Origin of the sequence: Propionibacterium ruminifibrarum (assembly GCF_900289195.1) — a bacterium.
Taxonomy (GTDB): domain Bacteria; phylum Actinomycetota; class Actinomycetes; order Propionibacteriales; family Propionibacteriaceae; genus Propionibacterium; species Propionibacterium ruminifibrarum.
In genome coordinates, this window is record NZ_OMOH01000002.1 from 48,260 (window position 1) to 62,540 (window position 14,281).

15 protein-coding genes are annotated in these 14,281 nt (G+C 66.9%); 5 read left to right on the top strand and 10 right to left on the bottom strand.

Annotation, left to right across the window (positions count from 1 at the left end):
* Positions 1 to 7: 7 nt before the first annotated feature.
* From PROPJV5_RS02250 to pduA, 7 genes are read right to left on the bottom strand one after another with little or no spacing between them, the layout of a single operon-like run.
* Complete coding sequence (locus PROPJV5_RS02250; RefSeq protein ID WP_119714722.1) at positions 8 to 367, bottom strand: glycerol dehydratase reactivase beta/small subunit family protein; 360 nt, start codon at positions 365 to 367, stop codon at positions 8 to 10.
* Positions 364 to 2,178: a diol dehydratase reactivase subunit alpha gene (locus tag PROPJV5_RS02255; RefSeq protein ID WP_119714723.1), complete on the bottom strand. Its 1,815-nt coding sequence runs from the start codon at positions 2,176 to 2,178 to the stop codon at positions 364 to 366. The genes PROPJV5_RS02250 and PROPJV5_RS02255 overlap by 4 nt, the downstream gene beginning before the upstream one ends.
* Before the next feature lie 44 nt (positions 2,179 to 2,222).
* On the bottom strand, positions 2,223 to 2,771 hold the full coding sequence (locus tag PROPJV5_RS02260; protein WP_119714724.1) for a diol dehydratase small subunit: 549 nt from the start codon (positions 2,769 to 2,771) through the stop codon (positions 2,223 to 2,225).
* Positions 2,772 to 2,779: 8 nt separating this feature from the next.
* Positions 2,780 to 3,472 carry a propanediol/glycerol family dehydratase medium subunit gene (locus PROPJV5_RS02265; protein ID WP_119714725.1) on the bottom strand — a complete coding sequence of 231 codons (693 nt, stop codon included), beginning with the start codon at positions 3,470 to 3,472 and terminating at the stop codon, positions 2,780 to 2,782.
* A gap of 10 nt (positions 3,473 to 3,482) precedes the next feature.
* Positions 3,483 to 5,144 carry a propanediol/glycerol family dehydratase large subunit gene (locus tag PROPJV5_RS02270; protein WP_119714726.1) on the bottom strand — a complete coding sequence of 554 codons (1,662 nt, stop codon included), beginning with the start codon at positions 5,142 to 5,144 and terminating at the stop codon, positions 3,483 to 3,485.
* A gap of 17 nt (positions 5,145 to 5,161) precedes the next feature.
* Positions 5,162 to 5,959, bottom strand: a complete 798-nt coding sequence (gene pduB, locus PROPJV5_RS02275; RefSeq protein WP_119714727.1) for a propanediol utilization microcompartment protein PduB — start codon at positions 5,957 to 5,959, stop codon at positions 5,162 to 5,164.
* A gap of 14 nt (positions 5,960 to 5,973) precedes the next feature.
* Positions 5,974 to 6,255 carry a propanediol utilization microcompartment protein PduA gene (gene pduA / locus PROPJV5_RS02280; RefSeq protein WP_119162238.1) on the bottom strand — a complete coding sequence of 94 codons (282 nt, stop codon included), beginning with the start codon at positions 6,253 to 6,255 and terminating at the stop codon, positions 5,974 to 5,976.
* Between the two features lie 429 nt (positions 6,256 to 6,684).
* Here pduA and PROPJV5_RS02285 point away from each other — a divergent pair, with 429 nt between their 5' ends.
* Both PROPJV5_RS02285 and PROPJV5_RS02290 read left to right on the top strand, forming a co-directional pair.
* A complete protein-coding gene (locus PROPJV5_RS02285; RefSeq protein ID WP_119714973.1) occupies positions 6,685 to 7,026 on the top strand; it encodes a BMC domain-containing protein in 342 nt (113 codons plus the stop codon).
* Positions 7,027 to 7,037: 11 nt separating this feature from the next.
* Positions 7,038 to 7,448, top strand: a complete 411-nt coding sequence (locus tag PROPJV5_RS02290; RefSeq protein WP_220474303.1) for a EutP/PduV family microcompartment system protein — start codon at positions 7,038 to 7,040, stop codon at positions 7,446 to 7,448.
* 109 nt (positions 7,449 to 7,557) lie between these two features.
* On the opposite strand, the gene PROPJV5_RS02295 is transcribed toward PROPJV5_RS02290, so the two are convergent.
* From PROPJV5_RS02295 to recO, 3 genes are all read right to left on the bottom strand, one after another.
* Positions 7,558 to 8,685, bottom strand: coding sequence for a 1-propanol dehydrogenase PduQ (locus tag PROPJV5_RS02295; RefSeq protein WP_119714729.1), 1,128 nt, complete (start codon positions 8,683 to 8,685; stop codon positions 7,558 to 7,560).
* The gene (locus PROPJV5_RS02300; RefSeq protein WP_119714730.1) at positions 8,642 to 9,973 is read right to left on the bottom strand and encodes a PocR ligand-binding domain-containing protein; all 1,332 of its coding nucleotides are present in this window, start codon (positions 9,971 to 9,973) and stop codon (positions 8,642 to 8,644) included. Before PROPJV5_RS02300 ends, PROPJV5_RS02295 begins: the two co-directional genes overlap by 44 nt.
* Positions 9,974 to 10,074: 101 nt before the next feature.
* A complete protein-coding gene (gene recO / locus PROPJV5_RS02305; protein WP_119714731.1) occupies positions 10,075 to 10,818 on the bottom strand; it encodes a DNA repair protein RecO in 744 nt (247 codons plus the stop codon).
* A 96-nt stretch (positions 10,819 to 10,914) separates the two neighbouring features.
* Between recO and PROPJV5_RS02310 the strand changes: the two genes are divergently transcribed.
* The 3 genes from PROPJV5_RS02310 to PROPJV5_RS02320 all read left to right on the top strand — a co-directional run bounded on the left by PROPJV5_RS02310 (position 10,915) and on the right by PROPJV5_RS02320 (position 14,279).
* Complete coding sequence (locus PROPJV5_RS02310; protein WP_119714732.1) at positions 10,915 to 11,697, top strand: isoprenyl transferase; 783 nt, start codon at positions 10,915 to 10,917, stop codon at positions 11,695 to 11,697.
* 14 nt (positions 11,698 to 11,711) lie between these two features.
* On the top strand, positions 11,712 to 12,740 hold the full coding sequence (locus tag PROPJV5_RS02315; protein WP_119714733.1) for a LacI family DNA-binding transcriptional regulator: 1,029 nt from the start codon (positions 11,712 to 11,714) through the stop codon (positions 12,738 to 12,740).
* A 150-nt stretch (positions 12,741 to 12,890) separates the two neighbouring features.
* A complete protein-coding gene (locus PROPJV5_RS02320; protein WP_182858540.1) occupies positions 12,891 to 14,279 on the top strand; it encodes a class-II fumarase/aspartase family protein in 1,389 nt (462 codons plus the stop codon).
* Positions 14,280 to 14,281 lie beyond the last annotated feature (2 nt).

Consider the following 14,281-nt stretch of genomic DNA (forward strand, 5'->3'; position numbering starts at 1 on the left):
GTCTCCTTCACTCATTGGTGACCTCGATCAGGGGCATGCGTTTGACGAGTCTGGCGGCATTCGCGCCCATGTCACGGGCGTGAGTCCAGTCGGCGTCGACGTCGAATGTGAGGTAGGGCCTGGCAGGGTCGAGCTTCTCCGTCGTGACGACGATCTGGCGGGTGCTGACCCCCACACCCACGCCCAGGCGGGAGGCCAGCGCGGCCTCGTGGGCGAGTGCTGCGGCGTCGAAGGATCCACCGCGCGTCACCAGGCTCGGCACGCCCTCCTCCTCCATGCCGAATCCGATCTGGTCGATCCGGTCGGCGGGCACGTCCGATCCTGCCCTGATGCCGATGGTCGGTCTTTCCTGCTCGACTGGTCTCATGGCCGGCCCTCCCACGAGAGAACGAGGCCGGTGGCGACGGCGTTGCGCGGTCCCTGCGTGCCACGGATGTTGGCTCGGCCGGCGACGACGCGGTACTCGCCGAGCGCCTTGGTGACCAGTTGCGGAATCTCGAAGTCGAGGGCGGAGCCGCCGACCAGGACGACGTGGGCGATGTCGCGCACGTTGCGGGTGGGGCTCACGGCGGCCAGGGCACGCAGGGCATTGGTCACGAAGACGCGTTCCTTGGCGCGGATGCGGACCTGGCGGATGACCTCCAGGGGCTGGCGCAGCGGCAACGGGATCATGCCCTCGGGGTGAAGGATGACCGTCCGCGCGTAGAGCTCGGGGGCGAGCGGTTCGTCGAAGAACTGGGCGGTGCCGTCCTCGTGGCGGATGTTGAAGAGGGTCTCGACGCGGGCCAGCGGATAACGTTTGATGTTCTCGGCGAAATCGGTGCCCTCCAGGCCCAGTTCGGAGGCGATGAGCAGCGTCACCATGTTGCCGGCACCGGCCAGGTGGATCGAGGCGGCCCGGTCGCCGTCGCGGAGCACCGAGGCGTCGGTCGACCCGGCCCCCATGTCGAGGATCGCGATCGGCGTCGACGTGCCGGGAGTGGTCAGCGCGCCGCGGATGGCCATGTCGGCCTCGACGCCGCCGATCTCGACGCGGATGCCGAACTGCTTGGTCATGTCGTCGGCGATGCGCTGCATCTGCAGGCGGTCCGCCTTGACCATGACGGCGATGCCGACGGCGGCCTCCAGGGAGAACTCGCCCGCCAGGCCGCCGGTGACGGACTGGGGCACCTGGGTGTCGACGGCGAGCAGGTCGGTGATCTCGACGCCGGAGGGGTCGCGGTCGGTGAGCTGGCCCATCGTGACGCGGACCTTCTCCATCATGCCGCCGATGTTCGTGCCCGGTTCGCCCTTGATGTCCTGCAGGAGCCCCGCCTGGGCGCCGACCCGCATGATCTCGTCGGCACCGGCCTCGACGTCGACGTCGGCGTTGCGCTCGCCGATGAAGTGCAGGGTGCCGGCTGGGATGTGACGTTCGGTGACGTCACCGGCCGGGGTCTTGATGACCACTGCGGACCGGTTGCCGACGAGGGCTCGGGCCATGGGGACGACCGAGGCGGTCTCGGAGGGCGAGAGTTCGAAGAGGGTGGCGATGCCGTAGGGGTTCGACAGCGTCTCGATCACGCGGCCGGCCTCGGCCACCTCGATCGCGGCCGGCATGCCGATGGGCACCTTGTCGATGAGCTTGACCTCGTCGATGATGGGGATCTTGCGCTCGAGACGGTTGGTGACGAGGACGCCGTCGTCGAGCTGCAGGATGGCGCCGGCGATCCTGACCCGTCCGGCGTACGCATTGATGAGTTCTGCCACGGCTCGGAAACCGTGGGTGCGGTCGGCGACGACGATGTAGGACTCCCCCGCCCTGGCGAGCTCGAGGTCATCGATCCTGATCGTCGTGCCGACCGCGACGCCGAGCCCCCCGGGCGTGGCCGGGTTGTGCCCGATCATGGTGGACTCGGTGATGATCGTCTCGGAGATCGTCTCCATGGCCACATCGCCGATCACCGGCGCGGCCTCGTTGATGCGGATCAGATCGAGCTCGCCGATCTCGTGACCCGCCTTCTCGAGGGCGACGGTGAGCGCCTGGAACACGCCCTGGGTGTTCTGGGGCGTGCCCTTGATCCCCGTCGTGGGGATGGTCGATGCGGACAGGAACCTCGGGGTGGCACCGTCATGGACTTCTGCCAGCGCCACCTCCGTGGTGGCGTTGCCGATGTCGACGCCGGCGATGAGAGCCATGGGACGAATCTCCTGATGATGTGAGCGGGATCAGCGGGTGAGGATCACTCGCTGTCCTTGAGGCGGCCGCGTTTCTCGTAGACGTCGGCACCCTCGCGGATGAAGGCCGCGTTGATGGTGCAGCCGTAGTCCTTCTCCAGCTTGTCGGCGATGGCGTACAGCTCGGCCTTGGTCGAGCGATACGGGCGCAGCGCGTCGTAGACCTCGAGCAGTTCGTCATCGGGGACGGCGATGAGCTCGGCGGCCCGCCGCATGTTGCGCGCCAGCGAGTCACGACCGTCGGACTCCGCCACCTGGGCCTGCAGTTCGAGGGTCTCGGGCGCGATACGGAAGTCCTCGGCCTTGAGTTCGCCGTTCTTCAGCTTCTCGAACGAGAAGTCGGTGAGCGGGCGACCGTTGGCGGCCTTGATCTTCTCGGGGGCCTTCTCGCCCAGCGGGTACTGGGACTTGTCGACCCTGTCGGCCCGTGCCGGGGACGGGGACGGCGCTGCCGCCGGTGCCGCGGTGTCTTTCTTGGCGAAGGTCACGTTGTCCTGATTGAGGTTCGCCATGACCTCGCTCATGATCTGGCGGATCAGTTCTTCCGAATCCATGGCTTCTCCTATCGGTACTCGACCCGAAGCGCCTGGGGCTTCTTGCTCAGGTCGCAGAGCCCGGCTTCCTTGAGGTGGAACAGTGCGGCGATGGCCTGGTACTTCGGACGGGCCATCTGGTCGTTGCGCACCGGGACGGGATCGGGCGACTCGCCCTTGGCGTAGCGGGCCGCGTTCTTGCCGATCGCACGGAACGTCTCCAGGTCGATCAGGGGCGCCTGGCTGAACAACTCGAGGTTGGACAGCGGAGGCAGGTCCTTCTGGTGGATGACCGTGGTGCCGCGGGACTGGATGCCGATGCCCACACCCGAACCGGAGTACTCGGCGGCGTCATGGGCGATGAAGCCCACGTCGGCCGTACGGAAGATCCGGATGAAGCGGTAGCTCAGTCCCTCCTCCTCGATACCGGCGCAGACCTCGCGGACCACGTCGGCGTGCGGCAGGTCGATGATCGTCTTGTTGATGACACCGCCGAACGCCGGCGCCAGGGCGATGACGACCTCGCGGGGATTGGTGCCGCGCTCGGCCGGACCGGCCTCGGTGACCACGAGTTCCTCACCGTCGCCGAGCGGTGCGGCCGGGGCCGCGGCCGGGGCGACGGCGGTGGCGGCGGCGGCCGGAGTGGACGTGGCTGGGGCCGGGGCGCCGGTGAACTCGCTGACGACCTGTTCGATGATGCTACGGAGCGTCTTCTCATCCATGGTGCTCACCTCAGATGCTCTCGGGGCTGATGGCCTGGCGAATGTTCGACAGCTGAGCCCACTTCTCGTCACTGATCTGGTAGCCCGTGAGCGGACCAGCGTAGGTGTTGGGGTAGTTGACGGAGCTGATCACATGGAAGTCCTCGTCCAGGATGGCCGAGGTGTGCAGGTAGTCGCCGGCGACGCGCTGGGTCAGCATGTTGTAGACGGACTCCGCGACGTCCTCGAAGCCACCGCGAACCAGGGCATGGACGATGTCCACACCGGTCAGGCCACGATTCATGAGGTCCTCGGCGGCCTTGAGGTCCTCGACCACGTTGCGAACCGGCATGTCCTCCGAACCACGGGCGTAGGTGGCGGCCTCGACCTCCTCGTCGGTGATCTCGGTCAGTCCGAGCTCACGGAAGATGGCCTGAATGGCGCGGGCGGCCTTGTTACGGACGCGGACGACCTCGTCCTCGGTGACGGGCACGAGACCGCCATCGATCTTGAGGTCGCGCTGGATGACGAGCCAGTCGTCGTAGTCGTCGGCGTCCCAGTTGGAGCCGGCGAACATGTTGTCGTAGTTCGGCGTGGCCGAGTAACCCGAGCAGATGAAGTCCGTGCCGGGCACGAACTGCATGAGCGAGCGGGCGACTCGACGCAGGTCCGAGTGCGTGAAGGTCTGGTCGTTGGACGAGGCGCACTCCAGGTCGAGGCTGACCGCGATGAGGTTCTCGGCGAGCACGGCACGGATACCGCCGGGAACGGCCGCGGGAACACCGATGCAGGAGACCGAGCCGTTCTGGATGCCCTGGGAGCCGGCTCCCTTGGTGAAGTAGAGGCAGCGGGCCTCGAGGTACAGCATCGACTTGCCCTCGGCGTAGCCCATCTGGACCTCCGAGCCGGTGCCCGAGGTGAACCGCATCTTCAGGCCGCGGGACGCGTAGCAGGAGGCCAGGAAGGCCTTCGACCACGGCGTGTCGTCGCCGTCCATGAAGACCTGTTCGGTGCCGTACACCGACACGGTCTCCGCGTACGCGGTGAAGCCGCGCATGCCGAGGGCGAGCTCGGTGGCCTCCTCGACGGAGCACTGGGTGAGGATGCCGGGACGACCCACCTGGGAACCCACCATGTTGGCGATGGCGTTGAAGGGCGCATAGCGCACGATGCCGACCGTCGTCTCCTCCTCGGCGAAGCCTCGCAGCGAGCCCTCGGCGGCGTCGGCGGCGATCTGCACCGGGTTGTCCCTGACGTTCGTCACATGGGCCTGGTTGGCCGGGAACAGACGCGACCGCATCTTGGTCACGGCCATCATCATCTCGAGCACGTTCATCGTGCCGACGACCTCGACCATCTTGGCGGGGGTCATGGCCGTCGTCAGTTTCACGACCTCGGAGCGCGGCACGCGGAAGTCGACCATCTTGCGGGCCAGCTCCAGCGAGGGGGTCGCGTTGACCTCGACCGCGTTCTCCAGTCGAATGCCGTAGTCGGCGATGAAGGTGTCGATCATGTCGAACTCTTCACGCTTCTTGCCGTCGAGCTCGACGACCACACCGTTCTCGATCTTGATCGAGGGAGTGGGATCGGCCGGCGAGTTCATGGCGATGAGGCCCATCTCGGGCCACTCTTTCACATAACCGTCCTGGCTGACCGGACGTGCGTCCAGCGCCTCGAAACGCTTGCTTCTCACGGAAGATGCCTCGTTTCTCAGATGTACGGGGTGGTGGTCGACACGGGGGTCGCGCCCATGGCACCGAGCAGTCCCAGACCGACCTCGCGGGCGGCGACGATCGCCTGGCGCACCGCACCGGAGTCGCCGGTGAAGGCCGAGATGACCTCGTTGGAGTAGCTGGTGCCGCCGTTACCGGGGCTGGAGTAGCCGATGACGTCGATCGTCGAGGCCTTGACCGCGGTATCGGCCAGGACGACGCCGATGGCGGCCGGGGCGCCGACCGTGATGCCGAAGGACTTGCCGAGCGGGGCCCCGAAGGCCTTGTTGAGGGCGTGGGAGGCCCGCGCGGTGTACTGGAACTCCAGGTGCCCGGCGTCGTTGCCATAGACATCCCCGAACGTGCGCTCGAGCTCACCGAGGGTCACCTCGACGGCACGACGGGCGTCCGAGACGTCCTCGGCGCCGAAGATGATGAGGGAGCCGTGACCTGCGCCTCCCTTGGTGTCACGCGGGAGCTCGATCGAGATGATGTCGGTGTTGGTCGCCTTGACACCCTCGTCAGCGGCGAAGATGTGCGGGCCGGCGCCGGTGCGGTCGCCGATGATGCCGATCGAACGGAACTTCGGGTCGATGCCCATCAGCTTGTGCAGCTGCGGGTCGACGTTGGGGATGACCAGACCGATGGTGTCGCCGAGCTCGGTGGCGCCCACGAACTGAGTGGCCTCGGGGATGGTGACCTGACGCTGGGCGGGCGCCGCGGGTGCGGCCTTGTCGGCGGAGATCTTGTTCATGACGGCCGACATGATCTGGTCGACGAGCTGATCGTTAGCCATTTTCGGTCAACGCCTCACTTCTGGTCGACGGACGGGAGGATCTTCTCCACGTCGGTATGGGGACGCGGGATGACATGGACCGAGACCAGCTCGCCCACGTTCTGCGCGGCAACGGCGCCCGCGTCGGTGGCAGCCTTGACGGCACCGACATCACCGCGGACGAGCACGGTCACCAGACCGGAACCGACGCGCTGGCTGCCGATGAGCACGACATTGGCCGACTTCACCATCGCGTCCGCAGCTTCAACGGCGGCGACGAAACCCTTCGTCTCCACCATGCCAAGGGCTTCTTGCATTCTGAACTCCTCCGTTGGACTTGATACGAGCCGCCATTGGCCACGCCGGCCACGGGCGGGAATACCTAAGACTCTAGGCCATGAATCAGGAGAGAAGGTCATTCAGCGCTCTACATTTTGGCCCGATGTCACTCATTGCCGCGCGACCAAAAAATCACTTGGAGAACCAAAAAGTGTAAATGCTCGGCGACACATCGGGGCTGTTGGGACAATGCGGCCACATCCATGCCCGCACCCTTGACATCGACACCCATGAAGGCGTCATACTTATTCATTGCGTGGCCCCGGAGAGAGCGGGGCCTGCAGCTCGGGAGGCCTCCGGCGCCACCGTCGCACCGCATCCTCCAGCGGGCCCCGGGGCCGCCCCAGAACATGTTCACCACGCGATCGGAACCGCTTCCGCGGAGCCGGCCTGGACGAAAGGCGATGATGGCCGAGAAGCAGCGCATCATCCAGGAGTTCGTCCCGGGCAAGCAGGTCACGCTCGCACACGTCCTGTCCAACCCGGATGACGGCCTGTACGCCAAGATCGGCCTGCCGAATGACGGCAGCGCGATCGGCATCATGACGATCACCCCGAGTGAGGCCGCGATCATCGCGGCCGACGTGGCGACCAAGGCCTCCAGCGTCGAGTTGGGTTTCGTCGACCGCTTCTCGGGCTCCCTGGTCGTCCTCGGCAGGCTCGCCGACGTCGAGGCCTCGATCACCGCAGCGACCGACACGCTGTGCAGCGAGCTCGGTTTCGCCCCCGCTCCCCTGACCCGCACATGAAGCGCCTGCTCATGATCGGCAGCGTGGGCTGCGGCAAGACGACGCTCATGCAGCGCCTGCACGGCCGGGAGATCGCCTACGAGAAGACCGAGACGATCAACACCGAGGACAACGTCGTGGACACCCCCGGCGAGTACCTCGAACTGCCCTTCTACAAGCACGCCCTACGTCTTGCGTCCTTCGACCGCGACTTGGTCGTCATGCTCGCCTCGGCGACCGTCGCCGAGGCGAAGTTCCCGCCCGGCTTCTCGACCTTCTTCACGGTCCCCTCGATCGGCGTCGTCACGAAGATCGATCTCGCCGAACAACCCGCCATCGACATGGCGGCCGCGCACCTGCGTGAGGCCGGTGCCACCGAGATCTTCTACGTCTCGGCGGTGACGGGCGAGGGCATTCCCGAACTCGAGGCACGGCTGGACTGAGGTCCTCTCGACCGGGACCACGACTCCGCCACGGTGCCCGGCCGTGAACGCGTCGGGGCCCGCCCCCGCATCGTGCAGGGCGGGCCCCGACAGTGTCCTTGTCAGGATGTCATACCAGCTTGTGCAGGATCGTCACGATGTCCTCGTGAGTGGGTTCGACGGGGTTCCCGCTGCTGCAGAAGTCGACCAGGGCGGCGCTGGCCAGGTCGGGGATCGCCTCGCAGAACTCGCGCTTGTCCACTCCAGCCTCGGTGATCGTGGCGGGCATCTCGATCGCGTCCCGCAGCCTCTCGACGCGGCGGATCAGTTTGATGACGTAGTTGCGCTCGTTCGTGGCCTGCATGCCGGCGTGGAAGGCCAGCTTGTAGTACCGCTGGGCCACCCCGGACAGCGGCGCACCGATCGACAGGTCACCGGCGTTGAAGGCCATGACGTGCGGCATGATCATCGCATTGAGCCGGCCATGGGCCACGTGGAAACTGCCGCCGATCGAGTGCGAGATGCCGTGGACGATGCCCAGGCCCGCGTTCTCGAAGGCGACACCGGCCATGGTGGCGGCATTCTGCATGTGGTCGCGCGCCTCGAGGTCCTCGCCGTCGCGGTAGCTGCGGGGCAGGTAGCGGAAGATGATGCGCACGGCCTTCTCCGCCAAGGCGTCGGACAGGTCGTTGTGGCCTCTCGCAACGACCGCCTCGATGGCGTGGCTGAGGGCATCCATACCCGAGTCGGCGGTGAGCCTCGGCGGGCAGGTGCGCACCGCCTCGGGATCGAGGATCGCCACGTCGGCGATCATGCCCGGATCGGTGAGGGGGACCTTCGTGTGGGTCACGGGGTCGGTGACGACGGAGAAGGACGTCACCTCCGAGCCCGTGCCACTGGTCGTCGGGATCACGATGAAACCTGCCGGCAGTTCCCTACCCTGTTGGCCGGCCATGTGACGCACGGCCTTGGCCGTGTCAATGGGTGAGCCCCCGCCCAGGCCGATGAGGGCCTCCGGCTCGAACTCGAGGTAGGCCTTGAAACCGGCCGCGACGGCATGGGTGTCGGGGTTCGGCTGCACGTCGGAGAAGACGCTCACCTGAGCATCGCCGAGACGCGCACGCACCTGATCCATGAGCGGCGCGGTGGCCATGAAACCATCGGTGATGATGAGGACACGACGGCCGCTCAGAGCACCCAGTGCGCTGAGCGCATCAGGCCCTGAGACGACCCTTGTTGGAACCTGGAACTGCAGCACCGGTGTGCCTTTCCTCGCGCGACAGACAATGACGCCGGTACTCGCTCGGAGACATTCCGGTACTCGCCCGGAAAACCCTGGAGAAATAATTCACCTGGCTGAAGTCGAGCTCAGCGGAAATCTTCTGAACCGGCATCTGCGTTGATGCTAACATCAGTTTCGCCCGCTCAACCCGGCGGCCGGTGACATACGACACAAAAGTGCACCCGGTGACGGATTTGAACAATTTCGACAGGTGCCCCGGCGACCAGTGCAGCGAATTGGCGGCCTCCGTGAGTGAGATGGCCTGCTCGGGATGCCGGGCGATGTCGTTGAGCAGATCACCGATCTCGCGGTGCCGACGCGGGTGCTGGCGCTGGTACTCGTCGAGAACCATGCAGATGAAACGCTCGGCGGCCAGCTGCGCCTCGTAACGGTCGACGTCTCCGCGCTGACGCTCCTGGACCATGAGCTGGCGCAGGTGGATGACGATGCGCGGTGAGCAGACCTTGGCGGCGGCGAGGATCATCTCGTCCAGGCGGGCTCGTCCCTCGCGGGTCTGGTCGAGGACACCGGGCGCGTACGCCGCGTCGAGGACCGTCACGGCCTCGAGGAAGGCAGACTGCAGGTCCTCGCGGCGGATGGCGGCGGTGATCACCTCGGTGGGGTTGTGCCGCTGCACCTCGGGAGCTCGTTCATCGGCTGCTGCGCTGCGGGCCTGCGGCACGAGGGACAGCGTCCGCTTGGCCGACTCATCGCCACGGTCGCTCTCCTCGATCGGGTCCTTGCGCGCGGCTGCAGTGTTGTGAAGAGCCAGGTCGACGATGTTGTGCAGACCGAGGAGAGTCGCGGCGGCCGCCTCGAGCCGGCGACGGCTCACCACCGGGACCTGCTCGTAGAGCTCCTCGAGATGGGGGTCCCCGTGCCAGTCGGACTGGGCGAGAAGTGGCTCGGGCATCTCGCGCTCGGACATCCTGACCTGCCCGCAGAGGATGGCACCGACGTAGGCGTCGCCATCGGTGAGCGGGATCGAGAAGTCGACCAGGCCCGCGTGACAGCGGTAGATCTGAGGGGTGCCCTCGAGGAGGGCCTGCAGCCCGCCATGGGCGTCGCAGCCGTGACAGGCCTTGGAGCGGAGGGGGTCGGAGCGCATTGCCCGGCAGAACTCCGTGAAGGCGCACAGCTGCGTCACCGGGACACCCTGGGTGTCCACCGCGACCGTTGCCAACCCGGTGGCTCCGGAGAATCCCTCGAGGACTCTCTGCAGCTCTTCAGGATTGGGGCGTCTCGGCATCCGTGGCTGGGACATCTGCGACCTCCGTGCCTCAGAGTAGCCCAAGTGAGAAGGTCAGAAAACACTGAAGGGGCCGTGCGAATGATCCCATCGCCGCCTCACCCGGACCCAAGCTCTCAGCCATGCGGGACCATCTGAAGTGCCCGCAGGCCGTGATCCATGTGCCATGTGGTGAAGGCCGAGACCAGACCGGCGGTCCGGTACTCCACGTGGGCGTCGACCCCCCTGGTCGCCGGCCAGTCGCCGGCGCTGAGCGCGCTCATCAGTTCCCAGCAGGCCCGGTCGGGGCGGGCCGACCCGGGCGGACGGCAGGAGCTGCACACCATGCCGCCCGCCGCAGGGGCGAACCACTCGTGCGGGCCGCCCAACCCGCATCGTGCGCAGGAGTCCAGCACCGGCGCATAACCGGCGGCCGCCAGTGAGCGCAGCAGGTAGGAGCTGAGGACCATGGAGGCGGGCCGGGGCCCGTCGCTCGTCCCCTGGCCCAGGACGCGCAGAGCACCCTGGAGCAGCAGGTACTGGCGCTGTGAGGGCTCGTTCTCGACGGCCATGAGCCGGTCGGCGACCTCGAGCATCGTCTCACCGCTGGTGTACAGGGCGAAGTCCGCGACGAGGGCGTCACCGTAGTGGTGCAGCGACTCGACCTGGGTGACCACGTCGAGGCTGCGCCCGACCGCCAGCTGGACGTCGACGTGGCTGAAGGGTTCGAGTCGCCCGCCGAACTTGCTGGAGGTGCGCCTCACCCCCCTGGCCACGGCACGCACCTTGCCGTGTCGTCTGCACAACAACGTGATGATGCGGTCGGCCTCACCCAGCTTGTGGGTTCTCAGCACGATGGCTTCATCACGATACGTGGGCACTGCCCCATTGTGCCGCTGCCCCCGCCCCGGTTCCGGCAACCGGGCCGGCCCGCATGTTCAGGCAGCAGCGAACGCCCCCGCCGCTAGTGTGGTGCCGTGAACGCATCGTCCCATCGTCCGGCGCGCCGGCCCGATCCGCATCCGAGCGGCGCCGAGCCGCCGCAGATTCCCGCCGAACTGGTCCCACGCCACGTGGCGATCGTCATGGACGGCAACGGACGCTGGGCGAAGGCCCGCGGCATGGCCCGGACGAAGGGCCACGAGGTGGGCGAGAAGGTGCTCATCGAGGTGTTGCAGGGCGCCATCGAGATGGGGATCGGCACGCTGTCGGTGTACGCCTTCAGCACCGAGAACTGGCGGCGCTCCCCCGAGGAGGTCCGCTTCCTCATGGGTTTCAGCCGCCGCATGATCCACACCCACCGCGACTTCATGGACGAGCTGGGCGTGCAGGTGCTCTGGGCGGGGCGCAAACCCAAGTTGTGGACGAGCGTGCTGCACGAGCTGCAGGCCGCCGAGGACCAGACCCGGGGCAACACCGTGATCAACCTCCAGCTGTGCCTCAACTATGGCGGACGCGCCGAGATCGCCGACGCCATGGCGGCCATGGGCCGCGATGTTCGCGACGGCAGGCTCAACCCGGACCGGATCAATGAGCGGACGGTGCAGCGATACCTGTACCGCCCCGAGGTGGGCGACGTGGACCTGTTCATCCGCACCTCAGGGGAGCAGCGGACGAGCAACTTCCTGCTGTGGCAGAGCGCCTACGCCGAGCTGTTTTTCAGCGACAAGCTCTGGCCCGACTGGGACCGCCGTGACCTGTGGGCCGCCGTCGAGCAGTACGCCCGTCGCGACCGCCGATTCGGCGGAGCCCAGGTCTGAGGCGCGGCCCCACGATGGCTGCGAACCTGCGCCAGATCGCCCTCGAGTGCGGTGTGGCGGTATCCACGGTCTCACGTGCCCTCAACGGGCACCCGCACATCAACGAGGAGACGCGCCAGCGGATCAGGGAGACCGCCGATCGCCTTGGATATCGCCCTTCGGTGGCCGCCAGGGCCCTGAGAGGTTCGGGCACTCGGGCCGTCGGCGTCGTACTGCCCGACATGATGAACGTCTTCTACGCCCGGACGATCTCCATGGTGCAGGATCAGCTCGAGGAGCGGGGATACAGCGTCGTCATGGCAGTGACGAATAACGAGGGCAGGCGCGAGCGGACCGGCATCGAACGCCTCGTCGCCGGCGGGGTCGACGGCATCATCATCGTCCCGACCCTGACCCGCACGCCTCCGATGCCCGAGGGAGTGCCGCTCGTCGAGGTGAACCGGCGATCGAGCAGACGTGTTGACTGGGTGGGCTACGACGAGAAAGAAGGCGCCCGCACACTGGTCTCGCACCTGATCGAGGCAGGACACCGAAGCATCGCCTTCATCGGTGGCCAGCCCTCCTTCAGCACGACCCGTCGCCGGGTGGAGGGCTATCGACAGGCCCTCGCAGCAGTCGGCGTGGAGCCCCTGCCCGAATGGTTGCAGTTGTCCACGTACTCGCCGAGCTGGGGCGCCGAGGCACTCGATCGCCTTCTGGCGCTGCCCGAACCGCCCACAGCGGTCTGCGCGTCGTCAAGCGAGCTGGTCCTGGGGCTGCTGACCGAGGCCAGACGGCGGGGACTCCGGCTACCACGGGACATGTCGTTCGTCGCCTTCGGGAACACGGACTGGTTCGCTGTGACGAGCCCCAGCGTGACCGCGTATGAACAGCCGATCGAGCAGGTGACGCACATCGCAGTGCAGCTGCTGGCCGACCGCATGGCGGGCTCGACGGCCGACCCGACCAGGGTACTGGTCGAAGGCCGAGTGATCGGACGCGACAGCGTCATGACCACGCCGACACACTCATCACGCCAGGGCTCGAACCGGTCCAGCGGCTGATCCGGGTTCCTCCCGAGACCGGGACGCCGTCCTTGTGCGCAACACATCTGCAAACGATTCCATATTTTGGTTCCCTATCCCCTTGATTCGAGCAGAAATACGCTGCTTTCATCATGCAAGCGTTTCCAATCAATGAGGAAAGGTACGCAAATGTCCCAGCTTGTTCCCTTCTCCCTCCTCTGGCAGAACGCGGCGGACCGTGTTCAAACCGACATCTTCAGCGAGGACTCCTGCATCGAGTCATGGCTGTGCGTCGAACGGGCACTGGCCACGGCACAGGCCTCGCTGGGCGTCATCGAACAGTCCGACGCCGAGGCCATCGTCCGAGCGGCCCGGATCGAGAACATTGACCGCGATCAGTTGTGGGAGGACGCCAAGAACGTCGGGTATCCCATCCTCGGGCTGGTCCGTCAGATCTCGGCCCACTGCCCCGCGGGCCCCGACGGGCGGGTGCACTACGGCGCGACAACACAGGACATCATGGACACCGGCCTGGCGCTCCAGATGTCCCGCTCTCTGGTGGCCCTGGACGCCCAGCTCCAGCGGCTGGGGGATGCTCTCGCCCGACACGTCGCTGAGCACGCCCGCACCGTCATGCCCGGCCGCACTCATGCCCAGCAGGCCGTACCGACGACCTTCGGTGCGACACTGGCCACCCTGCTCGGTCAGGTCCAGCGGCAGCGTGTCCGGCTGCAGCAGGCTCAGGAACGGATCGCTGTCGTGTCACTCTTCGGTGCGGGCGGAACCAATGCAGCCGAGGGGCCGCGGTCCGTCGAGATCCGCACCCGGATGGCCGCCGAGCTCGGCCTGGCTGACACGGCCGTGCCCTGGCACGTCGATCGCGACGTGCTCAGCGAGTACGGCTGGGTCTGCGCCGCCATCTGCGGTAGCTGCGCCAAGTTCGGACGGAACATCGTTGATCTGTCGCGCACCGAGGTCGGCGAGGTCTTCGAACCCTTCAACAGCCATCGCGGCGCCTCGTCCACCATGCCGCAGAAGGTCAACCCGATCAGCTCGGAACTCATGATCGGCATCGGCGCGGTCGCCGGATCGCTGACCTCGGGCCTGGTCAGGATCCAGGAGGCCGGTCATGAACGGGCAGCCGGTGAGTGGCAGGCCGAGTGGTTCCTCGTCCCCACCCTGGGTTGCCTGGCGGGGGCCGCTCTCGGTGAGGCCATCGTCGTTGCCGAAGGCCTGCGGGTGGACCCGCAGCGGATGTTAGACAATCTGGATCTTGATGGCGGGCTGATCATGGCCGAGGCGATGATGATCCAGCTGGCGCCCGCGATGGGCCGTGAGCACGCCCATGACTTGGTGTACGAGGCGGCCGAGCGGGCACGGGCACAAAAGCGGACGCTGCACGAGATCATGCCGGTCGTTGCGGCCGAGCAGGGCAAGTCCGAACTTCTGCCCGAGCATCTGATCAGACCGGCCGAGTACGTCGGCGAGGCCGAGCACACCGTCGCGACCGCCATCAGTCAGTGGGAGTCCACGCGTCCCCTGCCCGAACCCCCGGCGATCACGGATCTGAGCAGGTGAAT

What these genes read in the sequence shown, in the direction of transcription:
- PROPJV5_RS02250 (WP_119714722.1), bottom strand. Translation starts at nt 367, where the DNA reads ATGAGACCAGTCGAGCAGGAAAGACCGACCATCGGCATCAGGGCAGGA.
- PROPJV5_RS02255 (WP_119714723.1), bottom strand. Translation starts at nt 2,178, where the DNA reads ATGGCTCTCATCGCCGGCGTCGACATCGGCAACGCCACCACGGAGGTG.
- PROPJV5_RS02260 (WP_119714724.1), bottom strand. Translation starts at nt 2,771, where the DNA reads ATGGATTCGGAAGAACTGATCCGCCAGATCATGAGCGAGGTCATGGCG.
- PROPJV5_RS02265 (WP_119714725.1), bottom strand. Translation starts at nt 3,472, where the DNA reads ATGGATGAGAAGACGCTCCGTAGCATCATCGAACAGGTCGTCAGCGAG.
- pduB (WP_119714727.1), bottom strand. Translation starts at nt 5,959, where the DNA reads ATGGCTAACGATCAGCTCGTCGACCAGATCATGTCGGCCGTCATGAAC.
- pduA (WP_119162238.1), bottom strand. Translation starts at nt 6,255, where the DNA reads ATGCAAGAAGCCCTTGGCATGGTGGAGACGAAGGGTTTCGTCGCCGCC.
- PROPJV5_RS02285 (WP_119714973.1), top strand. Translation starts at nt 6,685, where the DNA reads ATGGCCGAGAAGCAGCGCATCATCCAGGAGTTCGTCCCGGGCAAGCAG.
- PROPJV5_RS02290 (WP_220474303.1), top strand. Translation starts at nt 7,038, where the DNA reads ATGATCGGCAGCGTGGGCTGCGGCAAGACGACGCTCATGCAGCGCCTG.
- PROPJV5_RS02300 (WP_119714730.1), bottom strand. Translation starts at nt 9,973, where the DNA reads ATGTCCCAGCCACGGATGCCGAGACGCCCCAATCCTGAAGAGCTGCAG.
- PROPJV5_RS02315 (WP_119714733.1), top strand. Translation starts at nt 11,712, where the DNA reads ATGGCTGCGAACCTGCGCCAGATCGCCCTCGAGTGCGGTGTGGCGGTA.
- PROPJV5_RS02320 (WP_182858540.1), top strand. Translation starts at nt 12,891, where the DNA reads ATGTCCCAGCTTGTTCCCTTCTCCCTCCTCTGGCAGAACGCGGCGGAC.